This is a genomic window from Ensifer sp. M14 (assembly GCF_003355565.1).
Taxonomy (GTDB): Bacteria; Pseudomonadota; Alphaproteobacteria; order Rhizobiales; family Rhizobiaceae; genus Ensifer.
Genome location: NZ_QJNR01000004.1, coordinates 4,058,288 through 4,077,313, shown reverse-complemented (window position 1 = coordinate 4,077,313; position 19,026 = coordinate 4,058,288). Strand labels below are relative to the sequence as shown.

Genomic DNA, 19,026 nt, shown 5'->3' with positions numbered 1-19,026 from the left:
GAAATTCGGCCTGTTGTGCTTGCCGATGTTACTTTTATCCGCCTGCAGCGATCAGTCGGGCGCCGAGGCGGTTGCAGCCGCCGAGCCACAGCCCGCTCGCGTCAGTGTCATGACGGTCCAGCCGCAAGCTGTCACGGTCTACGACGAGTTGCCGGGGCGGGTTTCGGCCTTCCGCACGGCAGAGATCCGGGCGCAGGTGAGTGGCATCATTCAGAAAAAGCTCTTCGAGGAGGGAGCCTTTGTCGATGCCGATACACCGCTTTTCCAGGTTGATCCGGCCCCCTTCGCCGCGGATGCCGATGCGGCTGCGGCCGGGCTGGCGCGCGCGGAAGCCGAACTCGTGAATGCCAAGGTGAAGTTTGAGCGCGCGGAGCTTCTCTCAGCGCAAAAGATCACAAGCGACGAAGCCTTCAACAATGCGACAGCGGCCTTATCCCAGGCAAAGGCGACTGTTGCAGAAGCCAAGGCCAATCTGGCGCGGCGAAAGCTGGAGCTCTCCAACGCCACCATTCGCAGTCCGATCAGCGGTACAATCGGCCAATCCTTCATGACGGAGGGCGGACTTGCTTCCTCTTCCGCGACAACGCCCCTCGCCGTGGTTCAGCAGATCGAGCAGGTCTATGTGGACGTGCGTCAATCGTCCATGAGCCTGGAAAGCCTGCGCGAAACAGCCTCCGGAGCGGGGATGGGAGATCCGGAAGAACTGCCGGTCAGGATCAAAACAATAACGGGCAAGCCTTATGGCCATGCCGGACGAGTGCTGTTCTCCGACATCACAATCGACAGCGCCACGGGCAGCCTTGGGATCCGGATAGTTGTTCCCAATCCCGAGGAGAAACTCCTTCCGGGCATGTTCATCCGCGCAATGGTGCCGCGCGAGGTTTACTCCGCGGCTCTTCTGGTACCACAGGAGGCGGTCACACGCGATCCGGCCGGAAGGCCGGAGCTCATCATTGTCGGTGCGGACAAAACCGGCGTGAGACGGACCCTCGACTTGGGGCCGCTCGTCGACGGAAAATACCTCGTCAGGAGTGGGCTTGCGGCCGGCGAAACGATCGTCGTGCTGGGGCAGGAGCGGGTCCAGAATGGGCAGCCGCTGGAAACGTCGCCGTCGCAAGTCTCCCCCGAGACACAGAGCTAAGGAGCGGATGATGCCGCAGTTCTTTATCGACCGGCCGGTCTTCGCCTGGGTCATCGCCATAATGATCGTGATTGCCGGGCTGATCGCCATTCCACAGTTGCCTGTGTCGCGCTTCCCCACCATTGCCCCGCCGAGCGTCTCGATCTTCGCCACCTACACGGGGGCCACGCCCCAGGTGATCAATGACAGCGTCACCAGTCTGATCGAGCGCGAAATCTCGGGCGCGAAGAACGTCCTCTATTTCGATTCTTCCGCAGATTCGTCCGGATCTACAACCATCACCGTGACATTCAAGCCGGGAACTGATCCGGAACTTGCGCAGGTGGATGTTCAGAACAGGCTGAAGGCGGTGGAGCCACGGTTGCCCGAGCCGGTTCGGCGTGCCGGGCTGTCCGTGGAATCCGCATCGTCGGGATTCCTGATGATTGTCTCCCTGAAGTCGAAGGACGGGACGCTCGACGCGCTTTCACTTGATGATTATCTCGCGCGCAACATCGCTCCGGAGCTCAAGCGTGTGGCCGGCGTCGGTCGCGTCCAGTCGTTCGGTTCGGAAGCGGCCATGCGGATCTGGGTCGACCCCACGCGCTTGCTGGCGCACTCCATTTCCATGGCGGAGGTGACGCAGGCGATACAGTCGCAGAACATTCAGGTCGCGCCAGGACGATTGGGGGATGCCCCGACAGTCCCCGGGCAGAAAGTCAGCGTCCCGCTCAACGTCAGGGGCCAGCTTCAGACGCCAGAAGAATTCGCTGAGGTCATTCTCCGATCAAACACTGACGGCTCGCGATTGACCTTGGGCGAGATCGCCAGGATCGAGGTCGGATCGCAATCGTCCAGCTTTGCCATTCTCGACGGCGGCAAGCCTGCGACCGCAGCCGCCATTCAAATGACGCCGGGCGCCAATGCCGTCAGCACATCAAGCGGGGTGCGGGCGCGCCTGGCAGAGCTTGCCCTCACCATGCCTGCAGGGATCGACTACGCGATCTCCTATGACACCGCGCCCTTTGTGAAGATCTCGATCCAGAAAGTGGCGCAGACACTCGCCGAGGCCATGGTGCTTGTCTTCCTGATCATGCTGCTGTTCCTGCAGAATGTTCGCTACACGCTCATCCCGGCCATCGTCGCTCCGATTGCGCTGCTTGGCACGTTCGCCGTCATGCTGGCGATCGGCTATTCGATCAACGTCCTGACGATGTTCGGCATGGTTCTCGCGATCGGCATCATCGTCGATGACGCCATCGTGGTGGTTGAAAATGTCGAGCGGCTGATGGCCACCGAGGGCCTGTCGCCGCGTGAGGCGACGCGCAAGGCCATGACCGAAATCACAGGCGCGGTGATCGGGATCACCCTTGTGTTGACCGCTGTCTTTCTTCCGATGGGACTGGCCTCCGGATCGGTCGGCGCGATCTACCGTCAGTTCACAGTGTCGATGGCCGTCTCCATCCTCTTCTCCGCGTTTCTGGCACTCAGCCTCACGCCAGCCCTTTGCGCGACCCTGCTGAAGCCGATCGACCACGGTCACCATCAGCGAAAGGGCCTCTTCGGTTGGTTCAATCGTGGATTTGAACGTTTGACGCGGCGTTACGCGGGCTGGATTACGAGACTTGTGCAGAAGACCGGTAGGACGATGTTCGTCTATCTGACGATTCTCGGCGCAGTGGCCTATGGTTACACCACGCTGGCGACCACATTCGTGCCGGAGGAAGACCAGGGCTCCTTCATGACGTCCGTCACGCTGCCGGCAGAGGCGACTGCGGAACGCACGCGCGACGTGGTCAATCTCTTCGAGAAGCATGTGCAAACTCGACCGGATATCGTCAACAACCTGACGATCATGGGCTTTGGCTTCTCGGGTTCAGGCCCTAATACGGCCATGTCGTTCACGACCATGAAGGATTGGGACGAGCGCTCGACAAGCGTGGACGACGAAGTGAACGCAGCGACGCAAGCCATGGCCGACGCAACTGAGGGCGAGGTCTTCAGCCTGAAGCCGCCAGCAATCGAGGAATTGGGCACGACATCAGGCTTTTCGCTGAGACTTCAGGATCGCGCCAATCATGGAGAGAAGGCGCTAGCCGCGGCCGCGGCCCAGCTCACCCAACTCGCATCGCAGAGCAAACTGCTGAGCGATGTCCGTGTCGACGGGCTTCCAAGCGGTCCGAGCGTCACGCTCAAGGTCGATCGCCAGAAGGCCAGTGCCCTTGGTGTCGCATATTCCACGATCAGCGATACGTTGGGGGGTGCCGTGGGCTCGACCTATGTGAACGATTTCCCGCGCGACGGCCGGTTGCAACAGGTGATCATCCAGGCAGAGCCGGCAAGCCGCATGCAGGTTGACGATATTCTCAACCTTCATGTCCGAAGCGACACCGGGAAGATGGTCCGCCTTTCGGAGATCGTGACAGCGGAATGGTCGACCATCCCGCTGCAGGTCACACGCTACAATGGATATCCTTCGACCAGCCTGTCCGGTTCTGCGGCGCAGGGTGTTTCCAGTGGCAAGGCTATGGACGAGATCGAGCAACTGGCGCTCAAGCTTCCCAAGGGCTTTGCCGTTGAATGGACGGGGCAATCTCTGCAGGAGCGGCAATCTGGCGCTCAGGCCCCGATGCTGATGGCTTTCTCGTTTCTGATCGTCTTCCTGGTGCTGGCGGCACTTTATGAAAGCTGGACTGTGCCGCTCTCCGTCATGCTCGTTGTGCCACTCGGCGTTATCGGGGCCGTGATCGCGGTCCATCTGCGCGGTCTGGAAAACGATGTTTTCTTCAAGGTCGGGCTGATCACCCTGATTGGCCTTTCCGCGAAGAATGCGGTGTTGATCGTGGAGTTTGCCCGCAAACGCCAGATGGATGGTCAGGGTCTTGTCGAAGCTGTCGTCGAAGCCGCGCGTCTCCGCCTGCGTCCGATCGTCATGACATCACTCGCCTTCACCTTGGGTGTCGTACCATTGGTCATAGCCTCGGGCGCAAGCTCGGAAACGCAGAATGCCATCGGAACCGGCCTGTTCGGCGGAATGATTTCCGGCACGGTGCTGGCGGTGATTTTTGTTCCGGTTTTCTACGTGGTTGTCACCCGTTTGACGCGCCGCCAGGACCGGTCGCGGGCACTACACAGTGAGGCCTAGCCAGTCAGCGTTTTTCCGAAGAGGGGCAGTTCGCCAAATATGGCAGGTGCAAGGCGTTTCACGCCACCAGAGAGAAATGCCTTGAGGCGGCCAACATTCCGGCAAGATATACAAACAGCGGATCAATAGGGATCGCAGCGGACCATCTGGCCCGCTGCGATCCTTCTTTGTTACGCGTCCTTGAAGACGTCCTCTCGGCCGCGTCGCATCGAGGGCGAGATGGCGACGATGAGTGCCATCATGCCGACCGCAAGGAGGGTGGCGGAAAGCGGCGACTGGATGAAGGTCAGCGGGTTTCCATCCGAGATGATCAGCGACTGCCGCAGCTTTTCTTCCAGCAACCGCCCGAGCACGAAGCCGAGAGCAAGCGGTGCGGGTTCGAAATCGAGCTTGTAGAGCGCATAGCCGATGAAGCCGAAGAAGGCAGCCATCATCACCTGGGCGGCATCGTTGGCGATCGAGTAGAGGCCGATGCAGCAGAAGCAGACGATGGCAGGGAAGAGCAGGCGATAGGGGACGCGCAAGAGCTTCACCCAGAGCCCGATCAGGGGCAGGTTGATGATCACCAGCATCAGGTTGCCGATCCACATCGAAGCGACCAGTCCCCAAAAAAGTTCCGGATTGCGTTCGATCACCTGCGGACCCGGAACGATACCCTGGATCATCATTGCACCGACCATCAGGGCCATGACCGCATTCGGCGGCAATCCAAGGGTGAGCAGCGGGATGAAGGACGTCTGCGCGCCGGCATTGTTGGCACTTTCCGGCCCGGCGACCGCGGCTGGTGCGCCCTGGCCGAAATCCTGAGGTCGCTTGGAAAGGTGCTTCTCCACGGCATAGCTCGCGAAGGGTCCCAGGATAGCGCCATTGCCCGGCAAGACGCCAAGAATGGAGCCAAGGAAGGTGCCGCGGGCAATGGGTGCAAGATTTTCGCGCAGTTCGCCGAGCGTCGGCCAGAGGCGGCCGATCCGGCTACGCACGACATCGCGTGTCTCAGGATCGGCAAGGTTCTTGAAGATCTCGCCGAAGCCGAAGATGCCCATGGCGAGCACCACGAATTCGATGCCGTCATGCAGCATCTCGAGATCGAAGGTCATGCGCTCGCGCCCTGTTTCCATGTCGGCCCCGACACAGGAGAGAAGGATGCCGACGACGATCATGGCGATTGCCTTGATCAGCGAGCCGCGGGCCAGAACGACAGCGAGGACCAGGCCCATTATCATCAGCGAGAAATACTCCGCTGGACCGAACAGCAAGCCCATTCGGGTCATCGGCACGCCGAGTGCTGCAATCACGATGGTTGCGGCGGTGCCGGCAATGAAGGAGCCGATGGCGGCGAGGCCGAGTGCGAGGCCGGCCTGTCCCTTCTGGGCCATCTTGTGGCCGTCGATCGCCGTGACGACCGCGGTTGCCTCGCCCGGAATGTTGACCAGGATGGCGGTGGTTGAGCCGCCGTACTGGGCGCCATAATAGATGCCGGCGAGCATGATCAGCGATCCTGTCGGATCGAGCGATAGGGTCACAGGCAGCAGGATCGCGATCGTCGCGACCGGACCGACGCCGGGCAGGACGCCGACCAGCGTACCGATCAGGCAGCCGATGAAGCAGAGCGCCACATTGTTGAGCGTGAGCGCTACGGACAGGCCGAGGCCCAGATTGGTGAAAACGTCGAACATCTCAGTATCCTAGCAGCCAGGGCGCTACGGGTACCGAAAGGCCGAGCGCGTAGCGGAACAGCCCGATACAGAATGCGGTCAGCACGACCGCGAAGACGAGCAGTTCGGGAAGGCGAGAATCGCGAGCGGCCAAGCCGGATGCGACGATCGCCAGCGGGCAGGCCACCGCCATCCCGAGGTTCGGGATGGCGATCGGACCGAGGTGATAGCCACGGATCGTGATGGCAAACAGGATGACACCGAGGACCACCGGAATAGTCTCCCGGATCGCCCAGTGGCCTGTCGAGGGACCGGGATCCTTGAGGCTAAGGGCGATCTGGAGAGCGCCAAGCCCGACGATTATGAGCGAGAGGACGCGGGGCATGAGCCCCGAGCCGACGCCGTCGCTGGTCATGAAGGGCAAGTCTGCACCTCCCCAGAGGCCGAGGCTTCCGAGAGCCAGAAGCACGAGGCCGGCAATTCTCTCCCGTCCCTGCCACCCGTTCGCGGCTGGCGGTTCCGTATTGGTCGTAACGTCCTGCATGTCATTCGACCTTGATATCGGCGGCCTTCACGACCTCACCCCAACGGGCGCGTTCCTTGGCCATGAAGTCGGCAAAGGCCTGAGCTCCCATGGTGGAGGCCACGGCACCGTCGTTCCTCAGCTTGTCGAGAACCTCGGCATCGCCCAGTGTCTCCGCGGTTGCCTTCTCGAGCTTCGCCTTGACCTCTGCCGGCATGCCCTTGGGGCCGACGAGACCATACCAGGCCGATGCGGTGTAGCCAGCAAGCCCGGCTTCGATGGCTGTTGGAACGTCAGGAAGGGTTTCGAACCGCTTGTCGCCGGTGACAGCAAGGGCCTTCAGCGTACCGCTTTCAATGAGGCCGATGGCGGACGGAATGGTCGTGACCATGAAGTCGATATGTCCTCCGACGAGATCGTTCACCGCCGGGCCAGCACCCTTGTAAGGAACGTGCTTCACCTTGATGCCGGCCGTCTGGCCGAGCAGCAGCGCGCCGAGATGGCTGGCCGAAGCATTGCCTGCAGAACCGTAGACCAGTTCCTTGGTTTTGGCGGCCTCGATCAGCTCGCCGAGCGAGTTGACCTGAAGACGCGGACCGACGACGACGACGAGAGACGCATCGGCGATCATGGCGATCGGGTCGAGCGCTTCGGCCGGGTCAGCCTTCAGATTGAAGATGTGCGGATTGACCACCATCGGGCCCTGGTTGCCGATGAGCAGCGTGTAGCCGTCTGGATCGGCGGACGCAGCCACTTCCGTGCCGATGTTGGCGGCCGCACCCGGCCGGTTTTCGACGATCATGCGGCCATCAAGTGCCTTCTCCAGGCGAGCGGCAAAGACGCGTGCGATCGCGTCGGTGCCGCCACCGGCGGCGTACGATACGATCAAGGTGATCGGTTTGGACGGATAGGCATCCTGGGCGAGGCCGGAGCCTGCCACGGAAAAGGCGAGTGCTGTGCTGCACAGGGAAAGCACGAGGCGGCGGGTCATTGTCATGGGCATTTCTGATTTCCTCCCGAGTCAAGTATGGCATTCACTTCGAGGCGACGCGATAGTCTGCAACCATCGGATCGCGTTTGCGGACGAGCGCCGCGCCTTCAAACAGCCGTCGGCTGGTTCTCATCACCGAGACCGTCGGACTGTTGTCTCCTTGGGCCTTCTCGATGCGAACGCGGAGAAGACCTGTCGGATGCTCCCAAGCCAGCGAAACGGGCAGGGCCAAATTTGGAACGTGTTGCCCGACGAGGCTCGTGGGGATGGTGGCCGCAAGCCCGAGGCTGACAGCACCGGTCGTTGCCAGCGCCGTGTGGCAGGTCGCCGGCGTGAAATAGCGGACGGCGAGATCACCCTCGCGACGCGGGGCGCCGATCAGGAGCGGCTTTGGCAACACCGATTGGCTGACATCGCCGAGCCCCATCATGCGTCCAGCCTCGCGCCGCACGGTTTCGAGCCGGGTCAGGAAGGCCGTGTCGGCGTCGAGCGCCGCTGCAGGTTCGGAACCGGTGAAGCCGAAATCCGAGGCGCGCATAACGACGAGCGGCGTTGCGCCATCGACCAGCGTGGCGTCGATGTCAAGCACCCGGTCGACGGCGTTTCCGGTCGGCAGGAGCTTGCCGGTCTTGGCCCCGATCGCATTGCGGAAGGCGAGATACACTGGGGCAGCGGTTCCTGGGACGCCGTCGATCTGCGCCTCGCCCTGATAGACGAGTTGACCATGCGGCGTGCGGACCCGGGCCTCGATGATCTTACCGGTGTTTACGTTATGCACGCGTATCAGCGTTTCATCGGCCTGTATCGTCACCAGTCCGGCTTCGATAGCAAAGGGGCCGACGGCCGAAAGCATGTTGCCGCAATTGGGAGCCGTATCGACGGATTTTTCCAGGACCTTCACCTGAGCGAACAGGTAATCCACGTCCGCTTCCGGATGGGACGAAGGACCGACGATCGCGACCTTGCTGCTGAGTGAATTGCCGCCGCCGATGCCGTCGATCTGCAGGGCGTGGCCGGAGCCCATGATTTCCAAAAGGAGACGATCGCGCTCGGCCGGGTCGATCGGGAGATCGCGGGACAGGAAAAAGGGCCCCTTCGATGTTCCGCCACGCATCATCACGCAGGGTATCCTGATCAAGTCGTCCATTCGGTGTCATCCTCCAGGCCGGTCTCTGCCGGCTGCGAGAGGAGAGTTCTCACGTCACAAATCGGTTGTGAAATGCAAAGAATTGCGCGATTATTCCGATATGCGGAATAATTTCGAATTCCTTGACCTGAAGGCGTTTCTCGCCGTCCTTGACCTGGGCTCGTTCAACGAAGCAGCCCGGCAGCTCAATTTGTCACAGCCTGCGCTTTCAAGGCGGATCAAGGGTTTTGAAGAAGCTGTCGGGGCCCAGCTCATCGAGAGAACGACGCGGCACGTTGCGCCGACCCAGATTGGACGAGAGCTTCTGCCACTTGTACGCCGTCTTGTCGACGAATTCGAGGATTCTATCCTCTCGATCAGCGATCTCGGTGGCCGTCATCGCGCACAGGTGACGATCGCCTCGGTCCCAACGGCAGCATTCTATTTTCTTCCCAGAGTTGTGCATTCCTTCAACGAAAAATTCCCCGGCATTCGCTTTCGAATTCTCGACCTGTCGGCCAATGAGGGGCTCGATGCTGTCGCGAACGGCGAAGTCGAGTTCGGTATCAATATAACCGGTGCTGCACGGGCGGATCTCAACTTTACGCCGCTGATCGAGGATCCTTTCGTCCTCGCATGCCGCCGCGACCACCCGCTTGCCACCGCAAAGTCGCTGACATGGGCGGACCTCGCAGGCCATCCCTTGATCGGAGTCAGCAAGACCAGTGGCAATCGCGCCGTACTCGATCGGGCGCTGACGACAGCCCAGGTGCAGCTCAACTGGTTCTACGAGGTCAACCATCTCTCGACTTCGCTCGGTCTGGTTGAGGCGGGGCTCGGGATATCCGTGATGCCGAAACTCGCGACCCCACAGTTGGAGCATCCCGTCATTGCCACCGTGCCGCTGAAGGGGCCTCTGGTCAGCCGCACGATCGGCCTCGTCGAACGCCGCGGCGGTCGCCTGTCGCCGGCTGCGATCCGTTTTCGGGAAATGCTGATCCAAGAATGGACGGATTGCTGAAGCGGATTGAAGTGGCCAATCGCAGGCCAGGAACGAAGGGTTGGACGCGCTTGGACCAATGTCAGCGAACACGGCTCGGCGTTAGCCGTCATTCTGTTCTCGGTCCAAGGTAATCATTGCGCGGAGGGGTCCCCAGCCAACTTTTCTGCACAGTTCTCTGGTTGGGTTGTTGAGTGCCGAGCGCCCTCTTCTCTGTTGTTAGCGCCGTGCGCGGCGAAAGTTCGAGGTAAGCGATTTCCGGTGCTTCCAGGATATCGGTCGCAGTCGACGTGGGCTTGCTCTCATTGGCCAGCCTCAACGAGGAAGCAACAGCGGGTTCGACATCGACGGGCTTCTCCGCGACCACGGACTTGTTCGTTCTGCCGCCGCCAGTGAATTCACTTAAGGTGCGGTCGACGAGGTCGTGGCGTTCGTCGATATCCAGCAAGGCCGCAGCGCGGCCTTCGAACATTTTCGACATGGCGCGTTCGCGATTGAGCGCCGTGTCCTCAATCTCGAAGTGGTAGATCAGTCGTCTGATACCATCCTCAAATCCAGGGCTGCGAGCCGTGCTCAGCTCGCCTCGATAGTTCGCCCGGATGGCATCGACATGTGAGGCGGGGACGCCGTTTTTCAGGAGATGGGTGAGACCAGGGCAATCGCCTCCGAGACTGAGGTCCGAGCGGGTCCCGAACTTTGAGAGGAGCTGACAGGCCCAGCCAACCTCGAGATCGAGCTCCATCTCGACGACATCGCCACCGCGGCCGTTGCGCTTGGCCATCGTGCTGATGTCATCGAGCCTCTCGATTTCCGCATCCCGCACGTGCTCGAACAGGATCTGGAGCTGCTTCTTAGTAGACATTGCTTCTTTCGAATTCATCCTCAGTTCGGCCAGTCGCATATTGAGCTTCCGGCCGATGATCTGAGCCTTTCTATGGTCAGAACAATGAAGGCTGAGTGAAAGGCGACTGCCTGGGCGGCAATGGACGAAGAAGGCCGGGATGCGCGGCCGCCAGTAGAAGATGTTTCCGCGGCGGATCAGATTCTCGACCTCGTGGCGCACGGCCATGGCGTATACCCTGTCTTCGCCCGAAGGGTCTGCTGCGGCGCACTAGCGCCTGGGCATCACCTTTGGGCTACAGTTTTGGGCATCAGGTCGCCAATGATGCCAAAACGATATCCGGCACGACTGGAAAATCAAGGAATTAAGGGATTTTAGCGAGAGTTGGCTGGGGAACCTGGATTCGAACCAGGACTAACGGAGTCAGAGTCCGTGGGTCTACCGTTAACCTATTCCCCAAAGCCGCCGTCGGGGCGAAGCCCGTCGGGTTGGTTGGCGGGCTTATAAACAAATCAGCGGCTGATGCAAATACCTTTTGCAAAAAAAATCGCGCATGAAGCGAAGATCGTCGTCGCGGCGGTGATGGGAACGAGCCGGCAGGGCGCTGAACCCGCCATGTTTGCGGGGGGTAGGCCGGAACCGGCCGCTCGTCCGAATTGTTGTGCACAAGCCGTTTCTCAAAAAAAGTTTGGCGAATGGGGGCGGCGCTGGTACAGTCGCCCCAACGAAAAATCGAGAAAGCGCCTTGAGCGGCTGATAAGGCTTTGCGCGGCGCAATGGTTGAGACAAGTGAAAGACCCCGATCACGGCGAAAAGCCGTCCGAATCCGGGGCGTCGGCAGCAGGCCGTAGCGATGGAAACAAGATGGTTCCGCGCAACGGCAAGGGCAAGCGGAAACGGCGCAAGTCGTCTGCTTCGCCGTCTGCAATTGCCAGCCAACCCGGCGGTGCCGGTCTGGCAGGGCGTCCCGCAGGACCAGACGATGCGGAACCGGCGCGCAAGCGCAAACGGCGTCGTCGTTCGAAATCCGCAAAACAGCAGGCTCAGGCTGCACCCGCATCTGCGGGTAGCCGCGATGCGCAGCTTGTCGACCCGGCAATGGGCGACAGGAAAGGCCACAAGCGCAACAAGAAGGCACGGCATCGTCGTGGCATTCAGGGACGGCCACTCACCTCGGGCGAGCGGCAGCAGGCGCAGTCGCGCCCCAACGACGGGGCGGCCGTATCCCGGCCCGCAGCGCCTCAGCCTGGCGGGCAAGCGCCGTCGCGTTCCGACCAGCCTCGTGCACCCTTCGTTGCCGCCAGCGAGCCACCGGCGCCGCTTTATGCGGCACTGGATCTCGGCACCAATAATTGCCGTCTGCTGATTGCGCAGCCGACCCGTCCCGGCCAGTTCCGGGTGGTCGACGCCTTCTCGCGTATCGTCAGGCTGGGTGAGGGACTGGGCGCCAGCGGCCGGTTGTCCGACGACGCGATGGACCGCGCCGTCGAGGCACTGAAGGTCTGCGCCACCAAGCTGGGTGGGCGTCTCATTCGGCGCAGCCGGTTGATCGCAACCGAAGCCGCCCGTGCGGCAGCAAACGGCGAAAGCTTCCTTGAGCGCGTCGCCAAGGAAACGGGGCTCGAGCTGGAGATCATCAACCGCGAGACAGAGGCGAGGCTTGCCGTGTCCGGCTGCTCGTCGCTGGTTGATCGCGAGACGCGCTCCGTCGTTCTCTTCGATATCGGCGGTGGCTCCTCGGAGATCGCCGTCATCCGCATCGGCGACAACAGATCCAACCGCCTCGCCAACCACATCACCCACTGGACTTCACTGCCCGTCGGCGTCGTAACCCTGTCTGAGCGCCACGGCGGCCAGCATGTGACGCCTGCAAGCTTCGAAGCGATGGTTCAGGAAGTCGAGGGTATGCTGTCGCGTTTCGACAGCCCGCCGGTCGAGGCGCTGGCAACGGGTATAGCCGGCAGCGGCTTCCACCTGATCGGCACCTCGGGCACGGTGACGACGCTTGCCGGCGTTCACCTGGATCTGCCGCGCTATGACCGCCGTCGCGTCGACGGGCTCTGGCTGTCCGACGACGAGGTCTCTGCCATGCAGGCGCGGCTTCTGTCCTGGGATTTCGACGCTCGGGCGGCAAATCCCTGCATCGGCCCGGATCGTGCCGATCTGGTGCTGGCCGGTTGCGCGATCCTCGAAGCGATCCGTCGCCGCTGGCCCTCGACACGCATGCGCGTTGCCGACCGCGGGCTGCGGGAAGGCTTGCTCACCGACATGATGGCCGACGATGGCGCCTGGCGACGCTCGCGGCCGCGCAGGCATCAGCGCAGCTCGACCACATAATTCCTTCAATCGGAAATCGATTTAGGCAATTGTGCGATAACATCTGCAGATACGGCAGGCCCGGCGCGTCCGAAGGGATGCGCGGCCTTCGCCGCCACGAAGGATAAAACACATGACGAAACCTCCTGTTGGCGGCAACCGCAGCGGCCGAAAGCTTGGCCAGAAGGTCAAGAAGGGCAAGCTCAAGGCGTCGTCCCGCCGCTGGATCGAGCGCCACATCAACGACCCTTACGTCCAGCGCGCCCAGCTCGAAGGCTACCGTGCGCGCGCCGCCTTCAAGCTTCTGGAGATTGACGAGAAGCACAAGATCCTCAATGGCGCCCGCCGCATCATCGACTTGGGAGCCGCCCCCGGCAGCTGGTCGCAGATCGCCGCCAAGGTAACCAACTCGACGGATGGCGATCCGCGCGTGGCCGCGATCGACTTCCTGGAGATGGATCCGCTGCCTGGCGTGCGCATCCTGCAGATGGATTTTCTCGACCCGCAAGCGCCTGAAAAGCTGATGGAAGCGATCGGCGGCACGCCGGATCTGGTCATTTCCGACATGGCGGCGCCGACGACCGGACACCGTCAGACGGACCATTTTCGCACCATGCATCTCTGCGAAGTGGCGGCGCATTTCGCCGTCGACGTTCTGGCCGAGGGCGGGCATTTCCTGGCAAAAACCTTCCAGGGCGGCACCGAGCGCGATCTGCTCAACATGTTGAAGCAGAATTTCCGTCAGGTCGTTCACATCAAGCCTGCATCTTCGCGTGCCGAATCGGTGGAAATGTTCCTGCTTGCCAAGGGCTTCAAGGGACGCCGCGCGACCGATGCGGATGAGCCCGCAGAAGACGAGGCGGCGGACTGAGCCATGCTGCTTTATGTGACGGTCGGCACCAACGATCTCGACGGCGCGGGCGCGTTTTACGACCCGGTGCTGGCGACGCTCGGATACCGTCGTCAGCGGCAGGACGAGACCGAAATCGGCTATGGCGCCGATGGTGATATCAGGTGCCGGTTCTGGGTGGTGACGCCGTTCAATGGCAAGCCGGCAACCTTTGGCAACGGTGTGACGATCGCGCTTGTTGCCGAAACGCGTGCGGCGGTCGACGCCTTCCATGCGGCCGCCCTTGCCCAGGGCGGCATCGACGAGGGAGCGCCGGGCCTGCGCCCATTCCACGCCCATTTCTACGGCGCCTGGGTGCGCGATCTCGACGGCAACAAGCTGTCGGCGGTCTGCGAGCGGCCGGAATAGCCCTTAGACCAACCCGCCCCGATATTACTTTCCTGCCGACGTTTCGATCTCGCGCACGGGCAACCTGTGTCCGGAGACCGAGGCGCCGGCATTCTTCGCCATCGTCAGGAACGGGATTGCCGCCAGAAGGTTGGCAACCGCAATGATCATGAACGCTGTGTGGAAGTTGTCGAGCTGCAGCGGTCCGCCGCTGAGCGATGTCTCGATTTCGAGGATCGCGCCGGCAACGGCAACCCCGAGCGCCAGGCTGATCTGTTGCAGCACCGCGCTCATCGACGTTGCCTTGCTGGCATCGGCATCGTCGATATCGGCAAAGGATAGCGCGTTGACGCTGGTGAAGAAGAACGAGCGGGCAAAGCCGGCGATCAGCAGAATGCTGATCATCACCAGATAGGGCGTTGCCGGCGTGAAGAAGCCATTGGCGAAGGTGGTGACCGCCGCGATGATGGCGGCGATGATCAGCGTCGTGCGGAAGCCGGCAAATGCGAGCACGCGGCGCGCATAGAACTTCGTGGTGATCGCGCCGACTGCACCGATGAAGGTGATCATGCCGGATTGGAACGGATTGAGGCCGAAGCCGACCTGCAGCATCAGCGGCATCAGGAAGGGCACCGCACCGACGGAAATGCGGAACACCGTGCCGCCGATCTGGGCGGCGCGAAAGGCGCTGTCCTGGAAGAGCTTGAGGTCGAGGATCGGGTGGGGATGGCGCCGCGCATGGGCGATGTAGAGCAGGCTAGCGATCACGCCCGTGATCACTGAACCGATGCCGATGATCGGCGGCAGCGCCGGCAGGCTGATGACCGATAGTCCGAAGACGACGCCGGATGCGGCGATGCCGCCAAGCAGGAAACCGACAATGTCGACCGGCGGCGGATTGCGGGGTTCCATGTGGGGCAGGTAGATGCCGGAGAGGATATAGCCGGCGATGCCGACGGGCACGTTGATCAGGAAGATCCAGTGCCAGGAGAAATAGGTGGTGATGAAGCCGCCGAGCGGCGGTCCTGCAAGCGGCCCGACCAGCGCCGGGATCGTCAAGAGCGCCATCGCCGAGACGAGTTCGCTGCGCGGGGCGCTTCGCACCAGCACCAGGCGGGCGACCGGCGTCATCATCGCGCCGCCCATGCCTTGCAGGAACCGCGACAGCACGAAGGCGAGAAGGCTGTTGGAGATGGCGCAGAGGATAGAGCCGGCGATGAAGACGAGGATCGCCGCGCGGAAAATCTTCTTGGCGCCGAATCGATCGGCCATCCATCCGCTCAAGGGGATGAAGATCGCCAGCGACACCATGTAGGCGGTCAGCGCCAGCTTGAGCGTGATCGGCCCGACGCCGATGTCGCGGGCAATGGCCGGCAGCGACGTGGCAATGACGGTTGAATCCATCTGCTCCATGAAGAGCGCGACGGCAAGGATCATCGGGACGATACGGTTCATGCGAATGTGCCTTGGGCGTGGGCGGCGTCGGCTTGGGCTCCAAGCTAGCGCTTCCGATGGCTTTGTCGGGACCAAACCGACGATTGCAGATCAAAAGCCTGTGATCCCGCCTGTCCATTGCTGTCAAGACGCTACTTCTGGCCCAGAGATGACGAGAGGCAGTCAATAGCGGGAGAAAATGATGACGAGCGACATGTCGATGAAGCGCCGCACCTTGATGACGGCGTCGACAATGGGTGTATTGGCGGCGCCCTCAATCATCACCGGGTTCGCAGTGGCCCAGGAAAAGGCGGACAATCAGAACATGCAACCAGCACAACCGCCCATTCGGGCGCTGAAACTCGGCGCGTTCAGGGTCGTGGTGATATGCGACGGCATGCGCGTTTCTCCCAAGCCGCACGAGACCTACGGTACCAACCAGTCGGAACAGGCAGTCGCCGATCTGCTGGCGCAGAATTTTCTGCCGAGCGATAGGCTGGTCAACAGCTATTCGCCTGTCCTTGTCGATACCGGCACAGAAGTCATCCTGTTTGACACTGGTCTGGGCGAGGGCGGGCGTGAGGCCGGATCCGGCCGCCTCGTCGACGGTCTCCGTGCTGCCGGCTACACACCCGAGGGCGTGTCGACCGTCGTGCTCACGCATATGCACGGCGATCATATCGGCGGCCTGATGGAAGGTGGCAAACCGGCCTTCGCCAATGCCCGCTATATCATCGGTGAAACGGAGTATGCCTTCTGGAAGGATCCGGCTCGGATCGGCACGCCGGCAGAAGGCGGTCACAAGGGCGTGCTGGAAAAGGTGGTGCCGCTTGCCGCGAAAGCCACGTTCATCGGCGATGGGGCTGAGGTCGCTCCGGGCATTTCGGCGATCGCCGCCTTCGGCCATTCGCCCGGCCATATGGTGTTCCGTCTCGAATCGGACGGCAAGGCGATGATGCTGACGGCCGATACCGCCAATCATTATGTCCTGTCGCTGCAACGACCGGATTGGGAGGTGCGCTTCGATATGGATAAGGCAGCGGCCGCCGCCTCGCGCCGCAAGGTCTTCGACATGATTGCGAGCGAAAGGCTGCCTTTCATCGGCTATCACATGCCGTTTCCCGCCGTCGGTTTCGTCGAGATGAAGGACCAGGGTTATCGCTTCGTGCCGGCGAGCTATCAGCTCGATATCTGAGCTTTTGACGGCTGAAATGTTGCTCTGCAACAACAATGGGTGGAGCCCGGGACATTTCCCGGGCTTTGCTATTTGCATCCTGACATATCCGTGTTACGAGCCCTCGCCAACTTCCAAGACAAGCTTTGAAGTCACCCGGTGGGCAAATCGCAGCCCGTTTCCCGGGGATTTTCGTTATTGAAGGGAATTGGCCATGGCGCGTATCATCGAAACGGCAACCGGTCTGGAGGCTCTGACCTTCGACGACGTTCTGCTCCAGCCCGGGCATTCCGAAGTCATGCCGGGACAGACGAACATCTCGACCCGCATTGCGCAGGATATCGACCTCAACCTCCCGATCCTGTCCTCGGCCATGGATACCGTCACCGAAGGACGCCTGGCGATCGCCATGGCACAGGCCGGCGGCATCGGCGTCATCCACCGCAACCTGACCCCGGTCGAGCAGGCCGAAGAAGTTCGCCAGGTCAAGAAGTTCGAAAGCGGCATGGTCGTCAATCCGGTGACCATCGGTCCCGACGGCACGCTTGCCGACGCGCTCGGCCTGATGAAGATGCATGGCATCTCCGGCATCCCGGTCGTCGAGAACGGCGGCAATGGCGGCCAGAAGCAGGGCCGTCTCGTCGGCATCCTGACCAACCGCGACGTGCGCTTCGCCTCCGATCCGAACCAGAAGATCTACGAGTTAATGACGCGTGAAAACCTCATCACCGTCAAGGAAAGCGTCGACCAGCAGGAAGCCAAGCGCCTCCTGCACATGCACCGTATCGAAAAGCTGCTCGTTGTGGACGGCGACGGTCGCTGCGTCGGCCTCATCACGGTCAAGGACATCGAGAAGTCGCAGCTGAACCCCAACGCCTCGAAGGATGCGCAGGGACGTCTTCGCGCCGCCGCCGCCATCTCCGTCGGCGATGACGGCTTCGAGCGTGCCGAGCGTCTGATCGACGCCGGCGTCGACCTCATCGTCGTCGATACCGCGCACGGCCATTCGCAGCGCGTTCTCGATGCGGTCACCCGCGTCAAGACGCTGTCGAACTCGGTTCGCATCATGGCCGGCAATGTCGCTACCGCTGATGGCACCAGGGCGTTGATCGATGCCGGCGCCGATGCGGTCAAGGTCGGCATCGGCCCGGGCTCGATCTGCACCACGCGCATCGTCGCCGGCGTCGGCGTTCCGCAGCTGGCGGCCATCATGGCTGCCGTCGAAGCGGCTCAGGCGGCCGACATCCCGGTTATTGCCGATGGCGGCATCAAGTTCTCCGGCGACCTTGCCAAGGCGATCGCTGCCGGCGCTTCCGCCGTCATGGTCGGTTCGCTGCTGGCCGGTACCGACGAAAGCCCGGGCGAAGTCTTCCTCTACCAGGGCCGCTCGTTCAAGGCCTATCGCGGCATGGGTTCCGTCGGCGCGATGGCCCGCGGCTCCGCCGACCGCTACTTCCAGGCGGAAGTCCGCGATACGCTGAAGCTCGTTCCGGAAGGCATCGAAGGCCAGGTTCCGTACAAGGGTCCGGTCTCCGGCGTCCTGCACCAGCTCGCTGGCGGCCTGAAGGCCTCGATGGGCTATGTTGGCGGCGCGACGATCAAGGACTACCAGGAACGCGCCACCTTCGTGCGCATCTCCGGCGCCGGCCTTCGCGAAAGCCACGCCCATGACGTCACCATCACCCGCGAGAGCCCGAACTATCCGGGTTCGCACTAAGCATCTTCACGGGGGAGCCTTCCGGCGCTCTCGTCCGTTCCTGATATGAGGCGCCTTCCGGCGCCTCTGTCTATCCTGAGTGGGTTGTTTCGAGTGGAGTAAGAACGATGACGGGCTTCGAGATCTTCTGGCCGATGGTGGCGCATGTGCTGCTCGTTTTCGTCCTCTATGCCCTCCTGTCGTTCCGCCGCGTCGGACTGGTGAAGGCAGGCAAGGTGCAAGTCTCGCAGTTTCGCGAGAACCGCGAAGAGCCGGGCGAAAGCCTGGTCGTTCGCAACAGCATCGCCAACCAGTTCGAACTGCCGGTGCTGTTCCACGTCTGCTGCGTGCTGCTCTACATCACCGAGGCGGATAACATCGTCTCGCTGGTACTCGCCTGGCTGTTCATTGCCTCGCGCTATCTGCATGCCTTTGTCCATGTCACCAGCAACCGCATTCGTTACCGCCGCCCGCTGTTCATGGCCGGCGTCGCGACGCTCGGCGGCATGTGGATCTGGCTTTCCGTCTGGATGGCGAATAGCTGACACCTTGATGTCTTCCGGCCCCTTGCGCGTCTCACGCGGCGCGTAGCGCTTCCGGCACCCGTGTCGCTCCGGCACGACTGGCGCAGATCTGCGACACTTTCCAAGATGAACTTCGCGCCTTGATGCGTATCAAGTGCCCGTCACTACTTTGCGGATAGTCTGGCTGTTGTTAGCGTCGCCCCTGTCGCCGGCGCCTTCGGGCCTATCGACGTCGAACAGACAG

Annotated in this window: 15 protein-coding genes and 1 tRNA gene; 9 read left to right on the top strand and 7 right to left on the bottom strand. The window is 62.0% G+C overall.

What is annotated here, in order from left to right; all coding sequences use genetic code 11:
• Positions 1-25: 25 nt before the first annotated feature.
• Positions 26-1,141 (top strand): efflux RND transporter periplasmic adaptor subunit, encoded by a 1,116-nt coding sequence (locus BLJAPNOD_RS19795; protein WP_244610976.1) that lies wholly within the window; start codon positions 26-28, stop codon positions 1,139-1,141.
• Positions 1,142-1,151: 10 nt separating this feature from the next.
• A complete protein-coding gene (locus BLJAPNOD_RS19790; protein ID WP_115421383.1) occupies positions 1,152-4,265 on the top strand; it encodes a multidrug efflux RND transporter permease subunit in 3,114 nt (1,037 codons plus the stop codon).
• A 170-nt stretch (positions 4,266-4,435) separates the two neighbouring features.
• On the opposite strand, the gene BLJAPNOD_RS19785 is transcribed toward BLJAPNOD_RS19790, so the two are convergent.
• The 4 genes from BLJAPNOD_RS19785 to BLJAPNOD_RS19770 are packed head-to-tail and all read right to left on the bottom strand — an operon-like array spanning position 4,436 to position 8,581.
• Entirely contained in the window at positions 4,436-5,941 is a 1,506-nt protein-coding gene (locus tag BLJAPNOD_RS19785) for a tripartite tricarboxylate transporter permease (protein ID WP_115420893.1), read from the bottom strand.
• Position 5,942: 1 nt separating this feature from the next.
• On the bottom strand, positions 5,943-6,464 hold the full coding sequence (locus BLJAPNOD_RS19780) for a tripartite tricarboxylate transporter TctB family protein (protein WP_115420892.1): 522 nt from the start codon (positions 6,462-6,464) through the stop codon (positions 5,943-5,945).
• 1 nt (position 6,465) lies between these two features.
• The gene (locus BLJAPNOD_RS19775) at positions 6,466-7,446 is read right to left on the bottom strand and encodes a tripartite tricarboxylate transporter substrate binding protein (RefSeq protein ID WP_244610975.1); all 981 of its coding nucleotides are present in this window, start codon (positions 7,444-7,446) and stop codon (positions 6,466-6,468) included.
• Positions 7,447-7,477: 31 nt separating this feature from the next.
• Positions 7,478-8,581: a 4-oxalomesaconate tautomerase gene (locus BLJAPNOD_RS19770; RefSeq protein WP_115420891.1), complete on the bottom strand. Its 1,104-nt coding sequence runs from the start codon at positions 8,579-8,581 to the stop codon at positions 7,478-7,480.
• 100 nt (positions 8,582-8,681) lie between these two features.
• On the opposite strand from BLJAPNOD_RS19770, the gene BLJAPNOD_RS19765 reads away from it, so the two are divergent.
• Positions 8,682-9,581, top strand: coding sequence for a LysR family transcriptional regulator (locus tag BLJAPNOD_RS19765; protein ID WP_115421381.1), 900 nt, complete (start codon positions 8,682-8,684; stop codon positions 9,579-9,581).
• 88 nt (positions 9,582-9,669) lie between these two features.
• Here the strand turns inward: BLJAPNOD_RS19765 and BLJAPNOD_RS36020 are convergent, their stop codons facing one another.
• A complete protein-coding gene (locus BLJAPNOD_RS36020) occupies positions 9,670-10,629 on the bottom strand; it encodes a hypothetical protein (protein ID WP_244610974.1) in 960 nt (319 codons plus the stop codon).
• Positions 10,630-10,786: 157 nt separating this feature from the next.
• A tRNA-Gln gene (locus tag BLJAPNOD_RS19755) sits at positions 10,787-10,860 on the bottom strand.
• Between the two features lie 330 nt (positions 10,861-11,190).
• Between BLJAPNOD_RS19755 and BLJAPNOD_RS19750 the strand changes: the two genes are divergently transcribed.
• From BLJAPNOD_RS19750 to BLJAPNOD_RS19740, 3 genes are all read left to right on the top strand, one after another.
• Complete coding sequence (locus tag BLJAPNOD_RS19750) at positions 11,191-12,738, top strand: Ppx/GppA phosphatase family protein (RefSeq protein ID WP_199565968.1); 1,548 nt, start codon at positions 11,191-11,193, stop codon at positions 12,736-12,738.
• A 112-nt stretch (positions 12,739-12,850) separates the two neighbouring features.
• Positions 12,851-13,588, top strand: coding sequence for an RlmE family RNA methyltransferase (locus BLJAPNOD_RS19745; RefSeq protein WP_115420890.1), 738 nt, complete (start codon positions 12,851-12,853; stop codon positions 13,586-13,588).
• A 3-nt stretch (positions 13,589-13,591) separates the two neighbouring features.
• Positions 13,592-13,975 carry a VOC family protein gene (locus BLJAPNOD_RS19740; RefSeq protein WP_115420889.1) on the top strand — a complete coding sequence of 128 codons (384 nt, stop codon included), beginning with the start codon at positions 13,592-13,594 and terminating at the stop codon, positions 13,973-13,975.
• Positions 13,976-13,999: 24 nt separating this feature from the next.
• Here BLJAPNOD_RS19740 and BLJAPNOD_RS19735 read toward each other — a convergent pair whose 3' ends face one another.
• The gene (locus BLJAPNOD_RS19735; RefSeq protein WP_115420888.1) at positions 14,000-15,409 is read right to left on the bottom strand and encodes a DHA2 family efflux MFS transporter permease subunit; all 1,410 of its coding nucleotides are present in this window, start codon (positions 15,407-15,409) and stop codon (positions 14,000-14,002) included.
• A gap of 181 nt (positions 15,410-15,590) precedes the next feature.
• Between BLJAPNOD_RS19735 and BLJAPNOD_RS19730 the strand changes: the two genes are divergently transcribed.
• From BLJAPNOD_RS19730 to BLJAPNOD_RS19720, 3 genes are all read left to right on the top strand, one after another.
• Positions 15,591-16,583, top strand: a complete 993-nt coding sequence (locus tag BLJAPNOD_RS19730) for an MBL fold metallo-hydrolase (protein ID WP_115420887.1) — start codon at positions 15,591-15,593, stop codon at positions 16,581-16,583.
• A gap of 193 nt (positions 16,584-16,776) precedes the next feature.
• Complete coding sequence (gene guaB / locus BLJAPNOD_RS19725) at positions 16,777-18,279, top strand: IMP dehydrogenase (RefSeq protein WP_077504250.1); 1,503 nt, start codon at positions 16,777-16,779, stop codon at positions 18,277-18,279.
• Between the two features lie 107 nt (positions 18,280-18,386).
• On the top strand, positions 18,387-18,803 hold the full coding sequence (locus BLJAPNOD_RS19720) for an MAPEG family protein (RefSeq protein WP_115420886.1): 417 nt from the start codon (positions 18,387-18,389) through the stop codon (positions 18,801-18,803).
• Positions 18,804-19,026: the final 223 nt, after the last annotated feature.

Excerpts from the sequence above, each read along its gene's own strand:
- BLJAPNOD_RS19795 (WP_244610976.1), top strand. The coding sequence starts at position 26 with ATGTTACTTTTATCCGCCTGCAGCGATCAGTCGGGCGCCGAGGCGGTT.
- BLJAPNOD_RS19790 (WP_115421383.1), top strand. The coding sequence starts at position 1,152 with ATGCCGCAGTTCTTTATCGACCGGCCGGTCTTCGCCTGGGTCATCGCC.
- BLJAPNOD_RS19785 (WP_115420893.1), bottom strand. The coding sequence starts at position 5,941 with ATGTTCGACGTTTTCACCAATCTGGGCCTCGGCCTGTCCGTAGCGCTC.
- BLJAPNOD_RS19780 (WP_115420892.1), bottom strand. The coding sequence starts at position 6,464 with ATGCAGGACGTTACGACCAATACGGAACCGCCAGCCGCGAACGGGTGG.
- BLJAPNOD_RS19775 (WP_244610975.1), bottom strand. The coding sequence starts at position 7,446 with ATGCCCATGACAATGACCCGCCGCCTCGTGCTTTCCCTGTGCAGCACA.
- BLJAPNOD_RS19770 (WP_115420891.1), bottom strand. The coding sequence starts at position 8,581 with ATGGACGACTTGATCAGGATACCCTGCGTGATGATGCGTGGCGGAACA.
- BLJAPNOD_RS19765 (WP_115421381.1), top strand. The coding sequence starts at position 8,682 with ATGCGGAATAATTTCGAATTCCTTGACCTGAAGGCGTTTCTCGCCGTC.
- BLJAPNOD_RS36020 (WP_244610974.1), bottom strand. The coding sequence starts at position 10,629 with ATGGCCGTGCGCCACGAGGTCGAGAATCTGATCCGCCGCGGAAACATC.
- BLJAPNOD_RS19745 (WP_115420890.1), top strand. The coding sequence starts at position 12,851 with ATGACGAAACCTCCTGTTGGCGGCAACCGCAGCGGCCGAAAGCTTGGC.
- BLJAPNOD_RS19740 (WP_115420889.1), top strand. The coding sequence starts at position 13,592 with ATGCTGCTTTATGTGACGGTCGGCACCAACGATCTCGACGGCGCGGGC.
- BLJAPNOD_RS19735 (WP_115420888.1), bottom strand. The coding sequence starts at position 15,409 with ATGAACCGTATCGTCCCGATGATCCTTGCCGTCGCGCTCTTCATGGAG.
- BLJAPNOD_RS19730 (WP_115420887.1), top strand. The coding sequence starts at position 15,591 with ATGACGAGCGACATGTCGATGAAGCGCCGCACCTTGATGACGGCGTCG.
- guaB (WP_077504250.1), top strand. The coding sequence starts at position 16,777 with ATGGCGCGTATCATCGAAACGGCAACCGGTCTGGAGGCTCTGACCTTC.
- BLJAPNOD_RS19720 (WP_115420886.1), top strand. The coding sequence starts at position 18,387 with ATGACGGGCTTCGAGATCTTCTGGCCGATGGTGGCGCATGTGCTGCTC.